The organism is Serratia sp. Tan611, from assembly GCF_905188235.1.
Taxonomy (GTDB): Bacteria; Pseudomonadota; Gammaproteobacteria; order Enterobacterales; family Enterobacteriaceae; genus Serratia_B; species Serratia_B rhizosphaerae.
In genome coordinates, this window is record NZ_LR994655.1 from 892143 (window position 1) to 910726 (window position 18584).

Consider the following 18584-nt stretch of genomic DNA (forward strand, 5'->3'; position numbering starts at 1 on the left):
GAGGAATAGTGAGCTGACAGGCAAAAACGAATAAAAAATGCGTCATTTTTGAGCGTTAAATCACAATTAATTTACATAAGAATTACATGTCGGCGTGATGGATAAAAAAGCGTTATGGCGGGAGAGTCGGGCGCGGCCGGCCGCGCCCGTTGGCATCAAGGATTGGCCGTCTGCAGCGTCTTGCGGCGCGCCATTTTAACCAGCGTGGCGACGGCGGCAACGACCGCCGGCAGGCACAGGAACAGCAGAATGCTGTGCACTTCCCACTGCAGCGCCATCAGCTGTGCGCCAATCATCGTGCCGGCCACGCCGCCGAAACGGCCGATGCCCTGCATCCAGGCGATGCCGGTGGCGCGGCTGTGGGTCGGGTAAAAGGTGGCGGCCAGCGTTTGCAGCCCCGACTGTGCGCCGTTCATGGTAATACCCATCAGGAAAATCAAGCCGCCCAGCAGAACGATATGGCGATCTTCGGTGGCCATGCCGACGATCAACAGCGCGGTGACGATGAAGCCGGCGGCGACCACCTTATGCGCGTTCCAGCGGTCCATCATCCAGCCGGCCATCAGGATGCCGGCGGTGCCGCCAAAGGTGAACAGCGAGGTCAGCATGGCGGACTGCTCCAACTGATAACCCAGGCCCTGCATCAGAATCGGCATCCAGCTCAGCAGCATGTAGTAGATCACCAGCCCCATGCAGTAGGTGACCCACAGCATCAGGGTACCGAGCAGATAGGGGCGGCTGAACAGCAGGCCGACGCTGCTTTTTGACACTGCCAGCGGCGCTTCGTACAGATAAAAATGCTCGACGCCGTCGAGGTTTTTTCCGCTGAAGCGCTGGGTGATGCGTTTGATCTTTTGCATATCCTTGCCGCGGTTGACCAGATATTTGACCGATTCCGGCAGCAGCAGAATCAGCAGCACCGTCAGCATCAGCGGTGCGATCGCGCCGAGTAGCAGCACGCTGTGCCAGCCGTAGCCCGGTATCAGCCAGGAGGAGATCGCGCCGCCGGCGGCGGCGCCCAGCGGAAAACCGCAGTACATGGTGTTGATCGCCAGTGAACGGCAGCGCTGCGGCGCATACTCGGAAATCAGCGTAATGGCGTTAGGCATGGCGGCGCCAAGGCCGAGACCGGTAAGAAAGCGCCACAGCGTCAGGCTGTTGAGCGAACCGGCGTAGGCGGTCGCCAGGCTGGACAAGCCGAAGAACAGGCAGGAAAACACCAGCACCCGCTTACGGCCGATGCGGTCGGAGAGCGGTCCGGCCACCAGCGCGCCCAGCGACAGCCCGAGCAGGGCGGCGCTCAGCACCGGCCCCAGATCCTGCTTGACGATCCCCCAGTCCTCGGCCAGCGCCGGCGCGATATAGCCCATGGCGGCGGTGTCGAAGCCGTCGATGGCCAGAACCAGAAAACCGAGAATAATCAGCGTCCAGTGGAACAGCGAGAACTTACTGTCGTCGATCGCCTGCTGGATGTTCAACTTGGTGGAATGAGCCATAGTCCCCTCGAAAAGTGCTTGTGATGGTTGTTGTATCGAACGCCGGAACGGATGCCCGACTTGTGCTTGCATGTATATACATCAGTGATGTGTGCGGGGATTAATGTCAAATACATTTATCTTATTTGTTGGCTAATTGTTATTTTTGCGACGCAGGATCGATTGTTGTGCGCCAGAGCGCGACATAGGCAGCGATGAGGTTATTTGGCCGCCGGGCGGGAATCTGAGATAATCGCGTTTTACCTGTCCAATATTGAGAGATGCATGCAGTACCCGATTAATGAGATGTTCCAGACTTTACAGGGCGAAGGTTATTTCACCGGCGTTCCGGCTATTTTTATCCGCCTGCAGGGGTGTCCGGTAGGATGCAGCTGGTGCGATACCAAACACACCTGGGAAAAGGATGCTCATCGGGAAGTGGACATGCAGCGCATTTTGGTGAAAACCGAGGAAAGCGACGCCTGGGGCAGCGCCAGCGCCGAACAGCTGCTGGCGGTAATACGCCAGCAGGGCTATAGCGCGCGCCATATCGTCATTACCGGCGGCGAACCGTGCATTTACGATTTAACCCCGCTGACCCGCCTGTTTGAAGAGCACGGCTACGGCTGCCAGATCGAAACCAGCGGCACCCACGAGGTGCAGTGCACGGCGGATACCTGGGTGACGGTTTCCCCGAAGGTGAATATGCGCGGCGGCATGAAAGTATTGGATCAGGCGCTAACGCGTGCGGATGAAATCAAACATCCGGTCGGGCGTCAGCGCGATATTGACGCGCTGGATGCGCTGTTGGAGACGCTGCACGATGAGAAACGGCGGGTGATCGCCCTGCAGCCGATCAGTCAGAAAGATGAAGCGACGAAGCTTTGTATCGCCACCTGCATCGAGCGCAACTGGCGCTTGTCGATGCAGACGCACAAGTATCTGAATATTGCTTAAGGCTGTCCGGCCGGCGGGCAAGATAGCGGGACGCGGCACTGCGCGCCCGTTATCGTTGCGCGCTTAACCTTTATAGACGCAGCCGGCGGTGCAGGTCTCTTTCACCATCACCGCGCTCAGTTCCGGCAGCAGCGGTTTCATCTGCTGCCAGATCCAGGCGGCGAGCACTTCACTGGTCGGATTTTCCAGCCCTGGAATATCGTTCAGATAATGGTGATCCAGCCGCTCCCAAACGGGTTTGAATGCGGCTTTCAGTTCGGCAAAGTCCATTACCCAGCCGGTGTGCGGATCCACCTCACCGGTTATCTCCAGACGCACCATAAACGAATGCCCGTGCAGACGGCCGCATTTATGGCCTTCAGGCACATGCGGCAGGCGGTGTGCGGCTTCAAATTGAAAATCTTTAAACAGCGTGGTTGCCATTGTTACGGCCTCATTGACTCAAAAACCGACGCATACTACCGGAAAGCGTGATTGCTTGCCATTTATACCGTTATGGTCTACATGATTGCGCACGCAATGCATCCTCTGCATTTTTTATTGACGCCTGCGGGGCCTTACCGGCCGGGCCGGTTAGCGGGTAAATGCGATTCATTCAAAAAACATCAAAAAAATCGCATTAAATTCAAAATGATAAAAATGAAACCTTAGCGCTTTAAGCGTTATGCCTTACCAGTAAAACAGCTTAGTCATTTTGGTTATTAATTATTGCTATCCCTTATTTATTCGTTGCTATTTGGCTCGGTAACCTTACAAACTCTCCTGATCTTTTCAGGAAATCAGACTGAACGAAAAGACAGCGAATGACACTGGCTAAGCATAGGAATTATGTCCGCAATGACGACTCAGGCTCCTCCAACATCTTTGCTCCCGCTGACGCCCGAACAGCTCTCTAACCTGCAGGCGGCGATTGGCGACTATTCGCCGACGCAGCTGGCGTGGCTGTCCGGTTACTTCTGGGGAATGGTTAACCAACAGCCCGGAGCCGTCGCCTTGCCGGCCGCGCCCGCTGCTGCTGCCGCGCCGAGCATTACCATTATTTCCGCCTCGCAGACCGGCAACGCCCGTCGCCTGGCGGAACAGCTGCGCGACGATCTGCTGGAGGCCAAGCTGAGCGTCAACCTGGCCAATGCCGGGGATTACAAATATAAGCAGATCGCTCAGGAACGCCTGCTGATCGTGGTGGCCTCCACCCAGGGCGAAGGCGAACCGGCGGAAGAGGCGGTGGCGCTGCATAAGTTCCTGCATTCCAAAAAAGCGCCGAAGCTGAATGAAACCGCCTTTGCGGTATTTGGCCTGGGCGATACGTCCTATGAGAATTTCTGCCAGTCCGGCAAGGATTTCGACGCCAAACTGGCGGAACTGGGCGCCGAGCGTCTGGTTGAACGTATTGATGCCGACGTCGAGTATCAGGACGTGGCAGCTGCCTGGCGCAAACAGGTGGTGACGGTGCTGAAAGAGCGCGCGCCAACGGAAAGCGCCGCGCCGGGCGTGCTGGCCGGCGGTGCGGTAGACCAGCTCGACAGCAGTCCGTACAGCAAAGAGCAGCCGCTGACGGCGCAGCTGGCGGTGAACCAAAAGGTGACTGGCCGTCATTCCGATAAAGACGTGCGCCACATTGAGATCGACCTGGGCGACTCCGGGCTGCGCTATCAGCCTGGCGATGCGCTGGGCGTCTGGTTCGATAACGATCCGGCGCTGGTCGACGAACTGGTGCAACTGCTGTGGCTGAAAGGTGATGAAGCGGTCGAGGTGGACGGTAAAACGCTGCCGCTGAGCGACGCATTGCGCAGCCACTATGAGCTGACGCAGAACACTACACCAATCGTAGAGAAATACGCCGCGCTGGCGCGTGATGAAAAGCTGCTGGCGCTGGTGGCCGACAAAGCCGCGCTGCAGCAGTATGCGCATAATACGCCGATCGTCGATATGGTGCGTCAGGCGCCGGTTGAACTCAGCGCCGAACAGCTGCTTGGCCTGTTGCGTCCGCTGACGCCGCGTCTGTACTCCATTGCCTCTTCGCAGGCGGAAACGGAAAACGAAGTGCATGTCACGGTCGGCGTGGTGCGCTATGACATCGACGGCCGCGCGCGCGCCGGCGGCGCATCGAGCTTCCTGGCCGATCGCCTGGAGGAAGACGGTGATGTGCGGGTGTTTATCGAACACAACGACAACTTCCGCCTGCCGGCCAACCCGGACACGCCGGTGATCATGATCGGCCCCGGCACCGGCATCGCGCCGTTCCGCGCCTTTATGCAGCAGCGCGACGCCGACGGCGCCGGCGGCAAGAACTGGCTGTTCTTCGGCAACCCGCACTTTACCGAAGACTTCCTCTATCAGGTGGAGTGGCAGCGCTACGTGAAAGACGGCCTGCTGACCCGCATCGATCTGGCCTGGTCGCGTGACCAGCAGCACAAAGTGTATGTACAGGACAAACTGCGCGAACAGGGCGCGGAAGTGTGGCGCTGGATCCAGCAAGGCGCGCACATTTACGTCTGCGGCGATGCCAATCGCATGGCGAAAGACGTGGAAAATACATTACTGGAACTGGTCGCCGAGCACGGTGGGATGGATACCGAGCAGGCCGACGAATTTTTAAGTGAGCTGCGCTTTGAGCGCCGTTATCAGCGAGATGTTTACTGATGAGTGATAAACACCCCGGCCCTCTGGTTGTAGAAGGCAAACTGGCCGATGCCGAGCGCATGAAGCGTGAGAGTAACTTCCTGCGCGGCACCATCGCCGAAGATCTGAATGACGGTCTGACCGGCGGCTTTAACGGCGACAACTTCCTGCTGATCCGTTTCCACGGCATGTATCAGCAGGACGATCGCGATATCCGCGCCGAACGCGCCGAGCAGAAACTGGAGCCGCGCCATGCGATGATGCTGCGCTGCCGTCTGCCCGGCGGCATTATCAGCCCGCAGCAGTGGCTGGGCATTGATAAGTTTGCCGAGGAGAGCACGCTGTACGGCAGCATTCGCCTGACCAACCGTCAGACTTTCCAGTTTCACGGCATTCTGAAAGGCAACGTGAAGCCGGTGCACCAGCTGCTGAACAAGCTGGGGCTGGACGCACTGGCGACCGCCAACGACGTTAACCGTAACGTGTTGTGCACCTCGAACCCGGTGGAGTCCGAGCTGCATCAGGAAGCCTACGAGTGGGCGAAAAAAATCTCCGAGCATCTGCTGCCGCGCACCCGCGCCTATGCGGAAGTGTGGCTGGATAAAGAGAAGGTGGCGACCACTGACGAAGAACCGATCCTCGGCCCGACCTATCTGCCGCGCAAGTTCAAAACCACGGTGGTGATCCCGCCGCAGAACGACGTCGATCTGCACGCCAACGACATGAACTTTGTCGCCATTGCGGAAAACGGCAAGCTGGTGGGCTTTAACCTGCTGGTGGGCGGCGGCCTGTCGATTGAACACGGCAACAAGAAAACCTACGCGCGTAACGCCAGCGAGTTCGGCTACATTCCGCTGGAGCATACGCTGGCGGTGGCCGAGGCGGTGGTAACCACCCAGCGTGACTGGGGCAACCGTACCGATCGTAAAAACGCCAAAACCAAATATACGCTGGAGCGTGTCGGCGTCGACACCTTCCGCGCCGAAGTGGAAAAACGCGCCGGCATCACCTTCGAGCCGATTCGTCCTTATGAGTTTACCGGCCGCGGCGACCGCATCGGCTGGGTGAAAGGGGTCGATAACCACTGGCACCTGACGCTGTTTATCGAGAACGGCCGTCTGCTGGACTATCCGGGCCGTCCGCTGAAAAGCGGCGTGGCGGAAATTGCCAGAGTGCATCAGGGCGACTTCCGCCTGACCGCCAACCAGAACCTGATCGTCGCCGGCGTGCCGGAAAGCGAGAAGGCCAATATTGAAGCCATCGCCCGCGCACACGGTCTGATCGATGACGGCGTCAGCGAGCAGCGTAAAAACTCGATGGCCTGCGTGTCGTACCCGACCTGCCCGCTGGCGATGGCGGAGGCCGAGCGCTTCCTGCCGCAGTTTGTCACCAAGGTTGAAGGCATCATGCATCAGCACGGGGTGGGCGATGAGCACGTGGTGCTGCGCGTGACCGGCTGCCCGAACGGCTGCGGCCGCGCGCTGCTGGCGGAGATCGGCCTGGTGGGCAAAGCGGTCGGCCGTTATAACCTGCATCTGGGCGGCAACCGCGAAGGGACGCGTATCCCGCGCATGTATCGCGAGAATATCAATGAAGAGCAGATCCTGCAGGAGATCGACCAACTGGTCGGCCGCTGGGCGCAAGAGCGCAACGCGGGCGAAGGGTTCGGCGACTTCACCATCCGCGCCGGCATTATCCGTCCGGTGGTGGATCCGGCGCAGGATTTCTGGGACTAACCGAGGAGGCTGACAACATGGCTGAATTCGATCTGGCGGCGCTGAATGCGCTGCCGAAATCCGGGCAGGCGCTGGCGCTGGCTGAGGTCAACGGCAAACTGGAGCGGCTCTCTGCGCAACAGCGCGTGGAGTGGGCGCTGGAACAGCTGCCGGGCGCGTTTGTGCTCTCTTCCAGCTTCGGGATTCAGGCCGCGGTCTGTCTGCATCTGGTGACGCGTATCCAGCCGGATATTCCGGTGATCCTGACCGATACCGGCTATCTGTTCCCGGAAACCTATCAGTTTGTCGATCAGCTGACCGACAAACTGAACCTGAACCTGCAGGTGTTCCGCGCCGAGCACTCGCCGGCCTGGCAGGAAGCGCGCTACGGCAAACTGTGGGAGCAGGGCGTCGAAGGGATTGAGCGCTATAACCAGCTCAATAAGGTTGAGCCGATGAACCGCGCGCTGGAAACGCTGGGCGCCAACACCTGGTTCGCCGGCCTGCGCCGCGAGCAGTCCGGCAGCCGCGCCAACCTGCCGGTTCTGGCGGTACAGCGCGGCGTCTTTAAGGTGCTGCCGATCATTGACTGGGACAACCGTCAGATTTATCAGTATCTGACGGATCACGGGCTGAGCTATCACCCGCTGCGGGAGCAGGGCTACCTGTCGGTGGGGGATACCCACACCACGCGCAAGTGGGAGCCGGGCATGAATGAAGAAGAGACGCGCTTCTTCGGCCTGAAACGTGAATGCGGGCTGCATGAGTAATCCGGATGCGCTGAGTGCGCAGACGGAATAACGAAGAAGGGATGGCGCCGGCCATCCCTTTTTTTTATGGTTTTTTCGCTTTTGGCGCCGGGTGCGCCTGCGCCAGCTCTTTTAACAGCGGCAGCAGCACCTGAACGCTGTCCCGGCTGCGCTTATCAATCCGTCCCGGCAGGTAGCGGTCCAGATATTGTACGTTGTCGTACTGCGGCCGGTGCCAGGAGACGCCCTGCGGGAAGTGCGGGCTGACCGCACGCTGCTGATAGCCGTCTTTTTTGCCCAGCGCCCAGTTGGTGGCCTCGACCGCCATGACCGGAATACGCGCGTCGTCAAATACCTGCTGATCGGAGCAGCAGCCGGTGCCTTTCGGATAGTGGTCGCTGCCGGGGTTGAGCGAGGCGGCGATGCCGTAGCGGTGGGCGATATCCAGCGCCCGATCGCGGCTCTGTTTGGCGACCTTCGGCGGCGTGTTGCGGCCGGCGTGGAAATAGAGTTTGTCGCCGGTGATCAGGCTGTCGAGATTAATCACCAGCAGCGTGTTCGCCCGCTCTTCCGCACTCATGCGCTGCAGATAATTTTTCGCGCCCAGCGAGCCAAGCTCCTCGCCGCTGGTGGCGATAAAGCGCAGGCTGTAGCGGGTGGGGATATCCTTCATCCGCTGCGCCAGCTCCAGCATCACGCCGACGCCGGAGGCGTTATCGTCGACCCCTTGCAGCGTCAGGCCGCCCAGGTTGTTGTCGACGTCGGCATCGCTGCGCGGCGTATAGGTATCGAAATGCGCCATGATGACGATCTGCTGCGGCCGATCGCCGCTTTTGGCGGCGATCACGGAATTGACGCGAATATTGCGCCAGTTCTCGCTGCCGTTTTTGTTGGTATAGAGATAGCGGCTGTTAATACTGCGAATATTGCTCTGATAACCCATCTGGGTGAATTGCTGTTTCAGGTAGTCAGCGGTCAGCTGCTCAGCCGGGCTGCCGGCCATACGCCCCGGAAAGTAGGTGGCGATATACCGCATTTTTTCGGCGGCGAATTTGCCTATTGGCGCATCCTGGCCGGGATGCGTCGCGGCTGAGGCGCAAAAAACGCTGCTGAATGCCGCGGCCAACAGGCCGGCTTTCAGACACTGGCGGGAAAACATAGCGGAAAATCCTTCTCGTAGGCGCTCAATGACGCCGATTATTTTTTCGGCCTTAGTATGAAACGCAATGGTGGATTAGACAATTTCATCCGCTCTTAATTTATGGCGGTAAAAGCTGAACGTCGTCGCTGGAAGGCGATTGCGAGGCGTATGGCAAATTAGCGGAATCGCTATTTAACCGTCTGAAAAATGTGGCTACTATCCGGCGAGATGATTTTTCTCGGCAGGGAGAGCGCATGATGCTGGATAAACTGGAAAACCGTCTGGGTGTCGTTGAGCAAAAGATTGAGCGCATGGATCAGCGAGTTGAACGGCTGGAGCAGCGCATTGAGGGGATGGATCTGCGCATTGAGGGGATGGGGCAGCGCATTGAGGGAGTGGAAAAGCGCGTCGAACGGGTGGAGGTGGACGTTAACCAGGTCAAACTGGATTTGGCCGCGCTGAACATGCGTTCGCTGGAATTTGTCACCAAGGGCGATCTGCATAAGGAGGTGGCCCTGCTGCACCGGGAAATTGGTTTGGTGAATAAAGAGGTTGTCAGCCAAACCAAATGGATGGTCAGCTGTATATTCGGCGTTGCCGCACTGTGCATGACCGCCGCTAAGCTGTGGTTCTGAGCGGTTTCGCCATCTCTTAAACGGCGTTATGTGCCTGTCTGTTCAGGCATGATGGCGGCGTAACCCAGCGCTGCGCCGCGCCGACGCTGCGGCCTATATTCCATAAATGCACATCTCATTCCTTTTCGTCATTTCAGGGGCTAAATCGCAGCCCGTATAGTCACACTATCTTTCCGTTATATGAAAAGGCTGTTGTGGACTATCTACCAATATTTGCCGATCTGAAACAACGTCCGGTACTGGTCGTTGGCGGCGGTGAAGTTGCTGCGCGTAAAGTTGAACTGCTTGCGCGCGCCGGGGCTGAAATACGGATAGTTGCGCAGTCGCTCTCACCGGAACTTGAACAGCATCGCCAGTCTGGACGCATCAACTGGCTGGGGCAGGCGTTTGCGCCGCACCAGTTGGATGAGGTGTTTCTGGTGATCGCCGCAACCGACGACGCCGCGTTGAACGCCCAGGTTTATGCCGAGGCGGATAAGCGCCGCTTGCTGGCCAACGTGGTGGACGATCAGCCGCGTTGCTCATTTATCTTTCCGTCGATTGTTGACCGTTCACCGCTGATGGTGGCGGTGTCATCCGGCGGCAAGGCGCCGGTGCTGGCGCGGATGCTGCGTGAAAAGCTGGAAGCGCTGCTGCCGGCCAGCCTTGGCACCATGGCGCAACTGGCTGGCGGTTTTCGCGCTCGGGTAAAACAGCAGCTGAGTTCGATCGGCGCACGCCGCCGTTTCTGGGAAAAATCTCTTAACGGCCGCTTTGCCACGCTGGCGGCCAATGAGCAGCCGCAGCAGGCGCAGCAACAGCTGGAACAAGACCTGGCCGCGTTTGCCGCCGGCGATGAGGCAGCGCAGGGCGAGATTGCGCTGGTCGGCGCCGGGCCGGGCGATGTTGGTCTGCTGACCTTACGCGGCCTGCAGGTGATGCAGCAGGCCGACGTGGTGCTGTACGACCACCTGGTGAGCGACGAGATTCTCGATCTGGTGCGTCGTGACGCGGAACGCATCTGCGTAGGCAAACGCGCCGGCGCGCATCTGGTGATCCAGGAAGAGACCAACCGCCTGCTGGTGGAACTGGCGCAGCAGGGCAAGCGCGTGGTGCGCCTGAAGGGCGGCGACCCGTTTATCTTTGGCCGCGGTGGCGAAGAGCTGCAGGTTGCGGCGGCGGCGGGGATTCCGTTCCAGGTGGTGCCGGGCGTCACGGCGGCGGCCGGTGCGACGGCCTATGCCGGCATCCCGCTGACCCACCGTGACCATGCGCAGAGCGTGACCTTTATCACCGGCCACTGCCGTCCCGACGGCGACGGGCTGGACTGGGCCGACCTGGCGCGTGCGCGCCAGACGCTGGCGATTTACATGGGCACCATGAAGGCGGCGGATATCAGCCAGCGCCTGATCGCCCATGGCCGCGAGGCGCAGACCCCGGTGGCGGTGATCAGCCGTGGCACGCGTGCCGACCAGCAGGTGCTGACCGGTACGCTGCAGCAGTTGGAACAATTAGCCCGACAGGCGCCGTTGCCGGCGCTGTTGGTGATTGGCGAAGTGGTGGAACTGCACCATCAAATCGCCTGGTTTGGGCATCAACCTCAGACGGACGGGGCCGCGCGTCCCGCCGTAGTGAATTTGGCTTAAAGGATCTGTTATGGACGAAAAACGACTCACTCACTTGCGGCAATTGGAGGCGGAGAGTATCCATATCATCCGTGAAGTTGCCGCTGAATTCAGCAACCCGGTGATGCTGTACTCCATCGGTAAAGACTCTTCGGTGATGCTGCATCTGGCGCGCAAGGCCTTCTATCCGGGCACCCTGCCGTTCCCGCTGCTGCATGTGGATACCGGCTGGAAATTCCAGGAGATGTATCAGTTCCGCGACCGCACGGCGAAAGAGTACGGTTTTGAGCTGCTGGTGCATAAAAACCCGGAAGGGGTGGCGATGGGGATTAACCCGTTCGAGCACGGCAGCGCCAAGCATACCGATATCATGAAAACCGAAGGCCTGAAGCAGGCGCTGAACAAGTACGGTTTTGACGCTGCCTTTGGCGGCGCGCGGCGCGATGAGGAAAAATCCCGCGCCAAAGAGCGTATTTACTCATTCCGCGACCGTTTCCACCGCTGGGATCCGAAGAACCAGCGTCCGGAGCTGTGGCACAACTACAACGGCCAGATTAACAAAGGGGAAAGCATCCGCGTATTCCCGCTGTCGAACTGGACCGAGCTGGACATCTGGCAGTACATCTTCCTGGAAAACATCGACATCGTGCCGCTGTATCTGGCGAAGCCGCGTCCGGTGCTGGAGCGTGACGGCATGCTGATGATGGTGGATGACGACCGTATCGATCTGCAGCCGGGCGAAGTGATCAGCCAGCGTATGGTGCGCTTCCGCACGCTGGGCTGCTGGCCGCTGACCGGCGCGGTGGAGTCCTCGGCGGAAACGCTGCCGGAAATCATCGAGGAGATGCTGGTCTCCACCACCAGCGAGCGTCAGGGCCGTATGATTGACCGCGATCAGTCCGGCTCGATGGAGCTGAAAAAGCGTCAAGGGTATTTCTAAGGAGCCGCCGGATGAATAACGTAATTGCACAACAAATCGCCGAGCAGGGCGGGGTGGAAGCCTATTTACACGCGCAGCAGCATAAGAGCCTGCTGCGTTTTCTGACCTGCGGCAGCGTCGATGACGGCAAAAGCACCCTGATTGGCCGCCTGCTGCACGATACCCGTCAGATTTATGAAGATCAGCTGTCTACGCTACACACCGACAGCAAACGTCTGGGCACGCAGGGCGAAAAGCTCGACCTGGCGCTGCTGGTGGACGGCCTGCAGGCCGAACGCGAGCAGGGCATCACCATCGACGTGGCCTATCGCTACTTCTCCACCGAGAAGCGCAAATTTATCATCGCCGATACGCCGGGGCATGAGCAGTACACCCGTAATATGGCCACCGGCGCATCGACCTGCGATCTGGCGATTCTGCTGATTGATGCGCGTAAAGGCGTGCTGGACCAGACGCGCCGCCACAGCTTTATCGCCACGCTGCTTGGCATTCGTCACCTGGTGGTGGCGGTCAACAAAATGGATCTGGTGGATTACAGCGAGCAGGTGTTTGAGCAGTTCAAACAGGACTACCTGACCTTTGCCCAACAGCTGCCAAACGATCTCGATATCAAGTTTGTGCCGCTGTCGGCGCTGGATGGCGATAACGTTGCCGGCCAGAGCGCCAACATGCCATGGTACAGCGGCCCGACGCTGCTGGAAGTGTTGGAAAGTGTGGAGGTGATTGGCCGTTCGGAAGCCCAGCCGCTGCGTTTCCCGGTGCAGTACGTTAACCGCCCGAACCTGGATTTCCGCGGCTATGCCGGCACGTTGTCCGCCGGCAAGGCGCGCGTCGGGCAGCGGGTAAAAGTGCTGCCTTCCGGCGTGGAGTCCAGCATTGCGCGCATCGTCACCTTTGACGGCGACCTGCAGGAAGCGGTGCCGGGCGAGGCGGTGACGCTGGTGCTGCAGGATGAAGTGGATATCAGCCGCGGCGATCTGCTGGTGGCGGCCGATGATGACCTGCAGGCGGCGCAAAGCGCGCTGGTGGATGTGGTCTGGATGGCGGAACAGCCGCTGCAGCCGGGGCAGAGCTATGATATCAAGGTGGCCGGCAAGAAAACCCGCGCCCGGGTGGAGGCGATTCGCCATCAGGTAGAAATCAACTCGCTGGCGCAGTATCAGACCGACAGCCTGCCGCTGAACGGCATCGGCCTGGTGGCGCTGACCTTTGACGAACCGCTGGTGCTCGACAGCTACCAGAGCAACCCGGATACCGGCGGCATGATTATTATCGACCGTCTGAGCAACGTCACCGTCGGCGCTGGCCTGATCCGTGAGGCGCAGCAGGCAACCACGGCCGCCGCCGGCGAGTTCAGCGCGTTTGAGCTGGAGCTGAATGCGCTGGTGCGCAAGCACTTCCCGCACTGGGGCGCGCGCGACCTGCTCGGAGGCCGGTAAGCGTGGCCGAGCGTGAACAGCGGCCGACCGGGCCGGACGATGAAAACGTGGTGTGGCATCCGCATGCGGTAACGCGTGCGGACCGCGAAACGCGCAATGGCCATCGCGGCGTGGTGCTGTGGTTTACCGGGCTGTCCGGCTCGGGAAAATCCACCGTGGCTGGCGCGCTGGAGCAGGCGCTGCACGCGATGGGCGTGCGCACCTATCTGCTTGACGGCGATAACGTGCGCCACGGGCTATGCCGCGATCTGGGCTTTTCGGATGATGACCGTCGCGAGAACATTCGCCGGGTCGGCGAAGTGGCGAAGCTGATGGTGGATGCCGGCCTGGTGGTGCTGACCGCGTTTATTTCTCCGCACCGCGCTGAACGGCAAATGGTGCGTGACATGCTGGACGACGGCCAGTTTGTCGAGGTGTTTGTCGACACGCCGCTGGCCATCTGTGAAGCGCGCGATCCGAAGGGCTTATACAAAAAAGCCCGCGCCGGCGAGCTGCGCAATTTCACCGGCATCGACGCGGTTTATCAGGCGCCGGAGGCGGCAGATATCCACCTGAATGGCGAACAATTGGTAACAAATTTGGTTGCGCAATTGTTAGACGTGCTGCGTGGTCAGGCTATTATCAAACCCTGAGTTCCCAAAAAGCGTGTGGCGGTTATCTGCCATGCGCTTTTTACTCTGACACGCCGCAGAGCGTGCTGAGAGCGATGAATAACCAGGGATTACTATGCAAAATGTCTCGCCCGTCGTGATTGATTCAACATCAGAGAAAGAAGAACCTTCTTACTCGTTTCTCGGTGGCGTCAGCGGTTTCGTTTTCTATTGGCTGGCGTTTACGCTGCCGTTCTTGGTCTATGGCTCCAACACGCTGTTTTTCCTGCTGTATACCTGGCCTTTCTTCCTGGCTTTAATGCCGGTGTCGGTCCTGATCGGCATCACGCTCAGTATGCTGCTGCGCGGGCGTCTGATTTTGACGCTGCTGCTGACCGGCGTCGTGGTGCTTTGTCTGTTCTGGCTGGTGTTCAGTCTGTTGAGCGGTTGGTAACCAGCCGGGCGCGTAAGCGCGCGCCGACTGATTGCAAAGCCGTGCCGAAGGTTACAAAACTTTGCTTAAAAACGCCTGAGTACGCGGATTGGCCGGCTGGCCGAAAATCTGCTGCGGCGTCCCTTCCTCCTGAATGACGCCCTGATCGATAAACAGCACCCGATCCGCCACCTCGCGGGCAAACGCCATTTCGTGCGTCACTACCACCATGGTCATGCCTTCATGGGCCAGTGCCTTGATCACCGCCAGCACTTCGCCGACCAGCTCCGGGTCGAGCGCGGAGGTCGGCTCGTCGAACAGCATGACTTTCGGCTCCATGGCCAGCGCACGGGCAATCGCTACCCGCTGCTGCTGGCCGCCGGACAGGCTGCCGGGATAGGCGTCGATTTTATCCAGCAGACCGACCTTGCGCAGTAACGTTTCGGCCTGCCGCGTGGCGTCGGCGCGGGAGAGTTGTTTCACGTCCATCGGCGCCATAATAATATTTTCCAGCACGGTCATATGCGGGAACAGGTTAAAGCGTTGGAATACCATGCCGACGCTGGCGCGCATTTTATTGAGATCGGTCTTCCGATCGTGAATCGCGAAGCCGTTAACCTCGATTTCGCCGCCGGACAGGCTTTCCAGCGCGTTTAGGCAGCGCAGGAAGGTGCTTTTGCCGGAGCCGGACGGGCCGATGACGCACACCACTTCGTTGGCGGCAATCTGGCAGTCAATGCCGCGCAGCACATGGGTGGCGCCAAACTGTTTTTGCAGATTATGTACGCGAATCACTTTTCCCGAACCTCTTTTCCATATGCTGCACCATCAGCGACAGCAAGAAAGTGATGACCCAATAGACCAGCGAGATGGTCAGATAGGGTTCCCAGTAGGTGGCGTAGGCGCCGGATACGGTGCGCGCCGCGTAGGCCAGATCGGCCAGGCCGATGGCAGAGGCCAGCGAGGAATCCTTCACGATGGCGATGGCGTTATTGCCCAGCGGCGGCAGCATGCGGCGAAACGCCTGCGGCAAAATGACTTTGCGCATGGTCTTGCCGTAGCTCATGCCGAGCGAGCGCGAGGCCTCCATTTGCCCACGGTCGATAGACTGGATCCCGGCGCGGAAAATTTCGGACACATAGGCGCCGGCGTTAAGCGTAATCGCTACCACGCAGGACAGGAAAGCGCCGTAATCGGCGCGCAGTTCGCGGGCGAAATCGCTGCTCATAATGCCGCCGGCGATCAGCAGGCCGTCGCGCGGGTTGATAAACAGCGGCACCAGGGCGAAGTGCACCACCATGATCTGCACGAACAGCGGCGTGCCGCGGAAGGCGCTGATATAGATACGCACCGGCCATTGAACGCCGTAGTGCAAAATAGGTTTCCAGACGCCGTGCGGCGCCTGCGCCAGCCGGCCTAAACCGAGTATCAGGCCCCAGGTGGTGCCCAGCAGGACGCAGATAATGGTGCATTTGATGGTCATCCAGGCGCCTTCCATAAACAGCGGGGCGTACTCCTGGATGATCTCCCAGCGGAAGTTCACGGTAAGTTCCTTATTGGCAGTTGCAGGGCCGGACGTATCCGGCCCGTATCGGCGCGTGGATTATTGGGCCGGCAGCGTGGGGACGTTGTTGTCAAACCAGGTCTGGTAGATTTTGGCGTAGGTGCCGTCGGCGATGATTTTCTTCAGGCCGGCGTTGATCTTGTCGCGCAGCTCATCGTTGCCTTTGGCGACGGCGATGCCGAAATACTGCCGTTCAAACTTGGCGTCGGACACCAGCTTGAACTGCTTTTCCGGATGCGTCTTGATATAGAACTTGGCGACGCCGACGTCGCCGACTGCCGCGCCGATGCCGTCTTCATACAGCTCTTGCAGCATCAGCGGCGTATTGTCGAAGCGTTTGATGGCGGTGCTGTTTTTCCCCAGCACGTCGGATACCACGATATCGCCGGTGCTGGAGTTGACTACGCCGACCTTCAGCGCCTTCAGCGCGGCGATGGCGTCGACCGTCGAATCCTTCGGCACCACGATCGCCTGCTCCGCCGGGAAGTACGGCGCGGAGAATTCCACCATCTGCTTGCGTTTATCGGTAATGGTAATGCCGGAGATAATGATGTCACGATCGCCGGAGTTCAGCGTGGCGAAGATGCCTTCCCACGGCGTATTGACCAGCTTGATCTTGAAGCCCTCGGCATCGGCGACGGCTTTAATAATATCAATATCAAAGCCTTCCAGCTGTTTATTGCTGTTTTCGAACTCGAACGGACGGTAGGTGCCGCCGGAGCCGACCACATAGGTCGTCTCAGCAGCGGCGGAAAAGCTGGCGGTCAGGCAGGCTGCTATCAGCAGCAGGTGTTTTAACATGGCGAGTCCCCGGAAGTTATGGTTGTCTTTGTTGGTGTTTATTCATATTTGATGCATAAAAATAATAACGCAGGGGTAAAATTACAACTAAGCCGGTAGGTTTTGTTGTTTTACGGTGTTAAATATTCATTTTCCTCCGTCGGCTGGTTGAAACCTTGGCGGCGTTGCCGGTAAGCCAGTGTTATTCGCTGTATAAAATATGAACCATGAGCGCTCGGTCATTGGGCGTTCGTCTGGTTTTTTCCGGCTGTGAGGGTTTTTTTTGCCGCTTTCAACGCGTTTTTAGGTTATAAACGCACATAAGTTCTCATCCGTATTCTTAAACTGGCGGCGAATTGCCGCTCTCAGTGTGGAGTCCAACGAAAAGTTGTGGGATGATTAGGCAGTTTTTCAGGGGGCGGGGATGGGAAAACTTACGCTACTATTGTTGGCATTGCTTGGTTGGTTGCAGTATTCGCTGTGGCTGGGCAAGAATGGGGTTCACGATTACGTGCGGGTCAATGACGATGTTGCAGTCCAGCAGGGCAGCAACGCCAAGTTGAAGGCGCGTAACGATCAGCTGTTCGCCGAAATCGACGATCTTAACGGTGGTCAGGAAGCGATTGAAGAGCGCGCGCGTAACGAGCTGGGCATGATCAAGCCCGGAGAAACTTTCTATCGTCTGGTTCCTGACCAATCCAGACGCGGCGTGACGCCTTCCTCGCAAAACAACGTAAAATAAACATGAATCACTCCGCAGGCTCCTTGCCGCAGGTGGTTGCCGTACTGCCGGCGGCAGGCATCGGCAGCCGTATGCAAACAGATTGCCCAAAGCAGTACCTCACCATCGGCAACCAAACTATCCTTGAACATGCGATCCACGCTTTGCTGCGTCATCCGCGTGTCCGTCAGGCGATCGTCGCCATCGGCCCGGACGATGGCCACTTTGCCCGTTTACCGATTGCCCGCGATCCGCGGGTGGTGGTGACGGTCGGCGGCCAGCAGCGCGCCGATTCGGTGATGGCCGGCCTGCAGCTGGCGGGCGACGCCGAATGGGTGCTGGTGCACGACGCCGCGCGTCCGTGTCTGCATGCTGACGATCTTGAGCGTCTGCTGGCGATTACCGAACACAGTAAAGTGGGTGGCATTCTTGCCGCGCCGGTGCGCGACACCATGAAACGTGCGGAAAGCGGGGTTGCGGCCATCGCCCATACGGTGGAGCGCCAGGACTTATGGCACGCGCTGACGCCGCAGCTCTTCCCGCAGGCGCTGTTGAAACAGTGCCTGCAGCGGGCGATGGATGAAGGGGCGAACGTCACCGATGAAGCCTCGGCGCTGGAGCATTGCGGCTACCATCCGCTGCTGGTGGCGGGACGCGCCGATAATATTAAAGTGACGCGGCCGGAAGATTTACGGCTGGCGGCGTTTTATTTAACCCAGTTGAACCAATAGGAGCAGGCTCGATGCGAATCGGTCACGGTTTTGATGTACATAAATTCGGCGGCGAAGGCCCGCTGGTGATCGGTGGCGTCCGCATTCCTTACGAACAAGGTTTGCTGGCCCATTCCGACGGTGATGTGGCGCTGCACGCCGCTACCGACGCGCTGCTGGGCGCCGCTGCGCTGGGCGATATCGGCAAGCTGTTCCCGGATACCGACCCGACCTTTAAAGGCGCTGACAGCCGCGAACTGCTGCGTGAAGCCTGGCGCCGTATCCGCGCCAAAGGCTACCGTCTGGGCAACCTGGACGTCACGATTATCGCTCAGGCGCCGAAAATGGCGCCGCATATTCCGCAGATGCGCGTTTTTCTGGCGGAAGATCTGCAGTGTCATATGGATGATGTCAACGTTAAGGCGACCACTACGGAAAAATTGGGTTTCACCGGCCGTGGCGAAGGGATTGCCTGCGAAGCGGTTGCCTTGTTAATCAAGGAGTAAGCC

At 59.1% G+C, this 18584-nt stretch carries 19 protein-coding genes; 13 read left to right on the forward strand and 6 right to left on the reverse strand.

Translation table 11 applies throughout. From position 1 onward, the window contains the following. Positions 1-155: 155 nt before the first annotated feature. On the reverse strand, positions 156-1496 hold the full coding sequence (locus TAN611_RS04070; protein ID WP_203067314.1) for an aromatic acid/H+ symport family MFS transporter: 1341 nt from the start codon (positions 1494-1496) through the stop codon (positions 156-158). 264 nt (positions 1497-1760) lie between these two features. Between TAN611_RS04070 and queE the strand changes: the two genes are divergently transcribed. Then, the gene (gene queE, locus TAN611_RS04075) at positions 1761-2432 is read left to right on the forward strand and encodes a 7-carboxy-7-deazaguanine synthase QueE (RefSeq protein ID WP_105229815.1); all 672 of its coding nucleotides are present in this window, start codon (positions 1761-1763) and stop codon (positions 2430-2432) included. A 63-nt stretch (positions 2433-2495) separates the two neighbouring features. Here the strand turns inward: queE and queD are convergent, their stop codons facing one another. Beyond that, positions 2496-2855: a 6-carboxytetrahydropterin synthase QueD gene (gene queD / locus TAN611_RS04080; protein ID WP_105229816.1), complete on the reverse strand. Its 360-nt coding sequence runs from the start codon at positions 2853-2855 to the stop codon at positions 2496-2498. A gap of 414 nt (positions 2856-3269) precedes the next feature. Between queD and cysJ the strand changes: the two genes are divergently transcribed. From cysJ to TAN611_RS04095, 3 genes are read left to right on the forward strand one after another with little or no spacing between them, the layout of a single operon-like run. Further along, positions 3270-5075, forward strand: a complete 1806-nt coding sequence (cysJ, locus tag TAN611_RS04085; RefSeq protein WP_105229817.1) for an NADPH-dependent assimilatory sulfite reductase flavoprotein subunit — start codon at positions 3270-3272, stop codon at positions 5073-5075. Continuing rightward, positions 5075-6790, forward strand: coding sequence for an assimilatory sulfite reductase (NADPH) hemoprotein subunit (gene cysI, locus TAN611_RS04090; protein ID WP_105229818.1), 1716 nt, complete (start codon positions 5075-5077; stop codon positions 6788-6790). The genes cysJ and cysI overlap by 1 nt, the downstream gene beginning before the upstream one ends. Positions 6791-6807: 17 nt before the next feature. Further along, on the forward strand, positions 6808-7539 hold the full coding sequence (locus TAN611_RS04095) for a phosphoadenylyl-sulfate reductase (RefSeq protein ID WP_105229819.1): 732 nt from the start codon (positions 6808-6810) through the stop codon (positions 7537-7539). Positions 7540-7603: 64 nt separating this feature from the next. Here the strand turns inward: TAN611_RS04095 and TAN611_RS04100 are convergent, their stop codons facing one another. Beyond that, positions 7604-8677, reverse strand: coding sequence for an aminopeptidase (locus TAN611_RS04100; RefSeq protein WP_105229820.1), 1074 nt, complete (start codon positions 8675-8677; stop codon positions 7604-7606). A 236-nt stretch (positions 8678-8913) separates the two neighbouring features. On the opposite strand from TAN611_RS04100, the gene TAN611_RS04105 reads away from it, so the two are divergent. The 6 genes from TAN611_RS04105 to TAN611_RS04130 all read left to right on the forward strand — a co-directional run bounded on the left by TAN611_RS04105 (position 8914) and on the right by TAN611_RS04130 (position 14321). Next, on the forward strand, positions 8914-9294 hold the full coding sequence (locus TAN611_RS04105; RefSeq protein ID WP_105229821.1) for a hypothetical protein: 381 nt from the start codon (positions 8914-8916) through the stop codon (positions 9292-9294). A gap of 194 nt (positions 9295-9488) precedes the next feature. Further along, on the forward strand, positions 9489-10919 hold the full coding sequence (cysG, locus tag TAN611_RS04110) for a siroheme synthase CysG (protein WP_105229822.1): 1431 nt from the start codon (positions 9489-9491) through the stop codon (positions 10917-10919). Positions 10920-10929: 10 nt separating this feature from the next. After that, a complete protein-coding gene (cysD, locus tag TAN611_RS04115; protein ID WP_105229823.1) occupies positions 10930-11838 on the forward strand; it encodes a sulfate adenylyltransferase subunit CysD in 909 nt (302 codons plus the stop codon). 11 nt (positions 11839-11849) lie between these two features. Beyond that, positions 11850-13277 carry a sulfate adenylyltransferase subunit CysN gene (cysN, locus tag TAN611_RS04120; RefSeq protein WP_105229824.1) on the forward strand — a complete coding sequence of 476 codons (1428 nt, stop codon included), beginning with the start codon at positions 11850-11852 and terminating at the stop codon, positions 13275-13277. 2 nt (positions 13278-13279) lie between these two features. Beyond that, positions 13280-13909 (forward strand): adenylyl-sulfate kinase, encoded by a 630-nt coding sequence (gene cysC, locus TAN611_RS04125; RefSeq protein ID WP_105229825.1) that lies wholly within the window; start codon positions 13280-13282, stop codon positions 13907-13909. 94 nt (positions 13910-14003) lie between these two features. Further along, positions 14004-14321: a DUF3561 family protein gene (locus tag TAN611_RS04130; protein WP_105229826.1), complete on the forward strand. Its 318-nt coding sequence runs from the start codon at positions 14004-14006 to the stop codon at positions 14319-14321. A gap of 51 nt (positions 14322-14372) precedes the next feature. On the opposite strand, the gene TAN611_RS04135 is transcribed toward TAN611_RS04130, so the two are convergent. The 3 genes from TAN611_RS04135 to TAN611_RS04145 all read right to left on the reverse strand — a co-directional run bounded on the left by TAN611_RS04135 (position 14373) and on the right by TAN611_RS04145 (position 16665). After that, on the reverse strand, positions 14373-15095 hold the full coding sequence (locus TAN611_RS04135; RefSeq protein ID WP_111737705.1) for an amino acid ABC transporter ATP-binding protein: 723 nt from the start codon (positions 15093-15095) through the stop codon (positions 14373-14375). Then, on the reverse strand, positions 15079-15798 hold the full coding sequence (locus tag TAN611_RS04140; RefSeq protein WP_105233214.1) for an amino acid ABC transporter permease: 720 nt from the start codon (positions 15796-15798) through the stop codon (positions 15079-15081). The genes TAN611_RS04135 and TAN611_RS04140 overlap by 17 nt, the downstream gene beginning before the upstream one ends. A 105-nt stretch (positions 15799-15903) precedes the next feature. Beyond that, positions 15904-16665, reverse strand: coding sequence for a basic amino acid ABC transporter substrate-binding protein (locus TAN611_RS04145; RefSeq protein WP_105229828.1), 762 nt, complete (start codon positions 16663-16665; stop codon positions 15904-15906). 403 nt (positions 16666-17068) lie between these two features. On the opposite strand from TAN611_RS04145, the gene ftsB reads away from it, so the two are divergent. From ftsB to ispF, 3 genes are read left to right on the forward strand one after another with little or no spacing between them, the layout of a single operon-like run. Beyond that, on the forward strand, positions 17069-17386 hold the full coding sequence (gene ftsB, locus TAN611_RS04150; RefSeq protein WP_105229829.1) for a cell division protein FtsB: 318 nt from the start codon (positions 17069-17071) through the stop codon (positions 17384-17386). Between the two features lie 2 nt (positions 17387-17388). Beyond that, positions 17389-18096: a 2-C-methyl-D-erythritol 4-phosphate cytidylyltransferase gene (ispD, locus tag TAN611_RS04155; RefSeq protein ID WP_105229830.1), complete on the forward strand. Its 708-nt coding sequence runs from the start codon at positions 17389-17391 to the stop codon at positions 18094-18096. 11 nt (positions 18097-18107) lie between these two features. Next, positions 18108-18581 carry a 2-C-methyl-D-erythritol 2,4-cyclodiphosphate synthase gene (gene ispF, locus TAN611_RS04160; RefSeq protein WP_105229831.1) on the forward strand — a complete coding sequence of 158 codons (474 nt, stop codon included), beginning with the start codon at positions 18108-18110 and terminating at the stop codon, positions 18579-18581. The last annotated feature ends 3 nt before the right edge of the window (positions 18582-18584 follow it).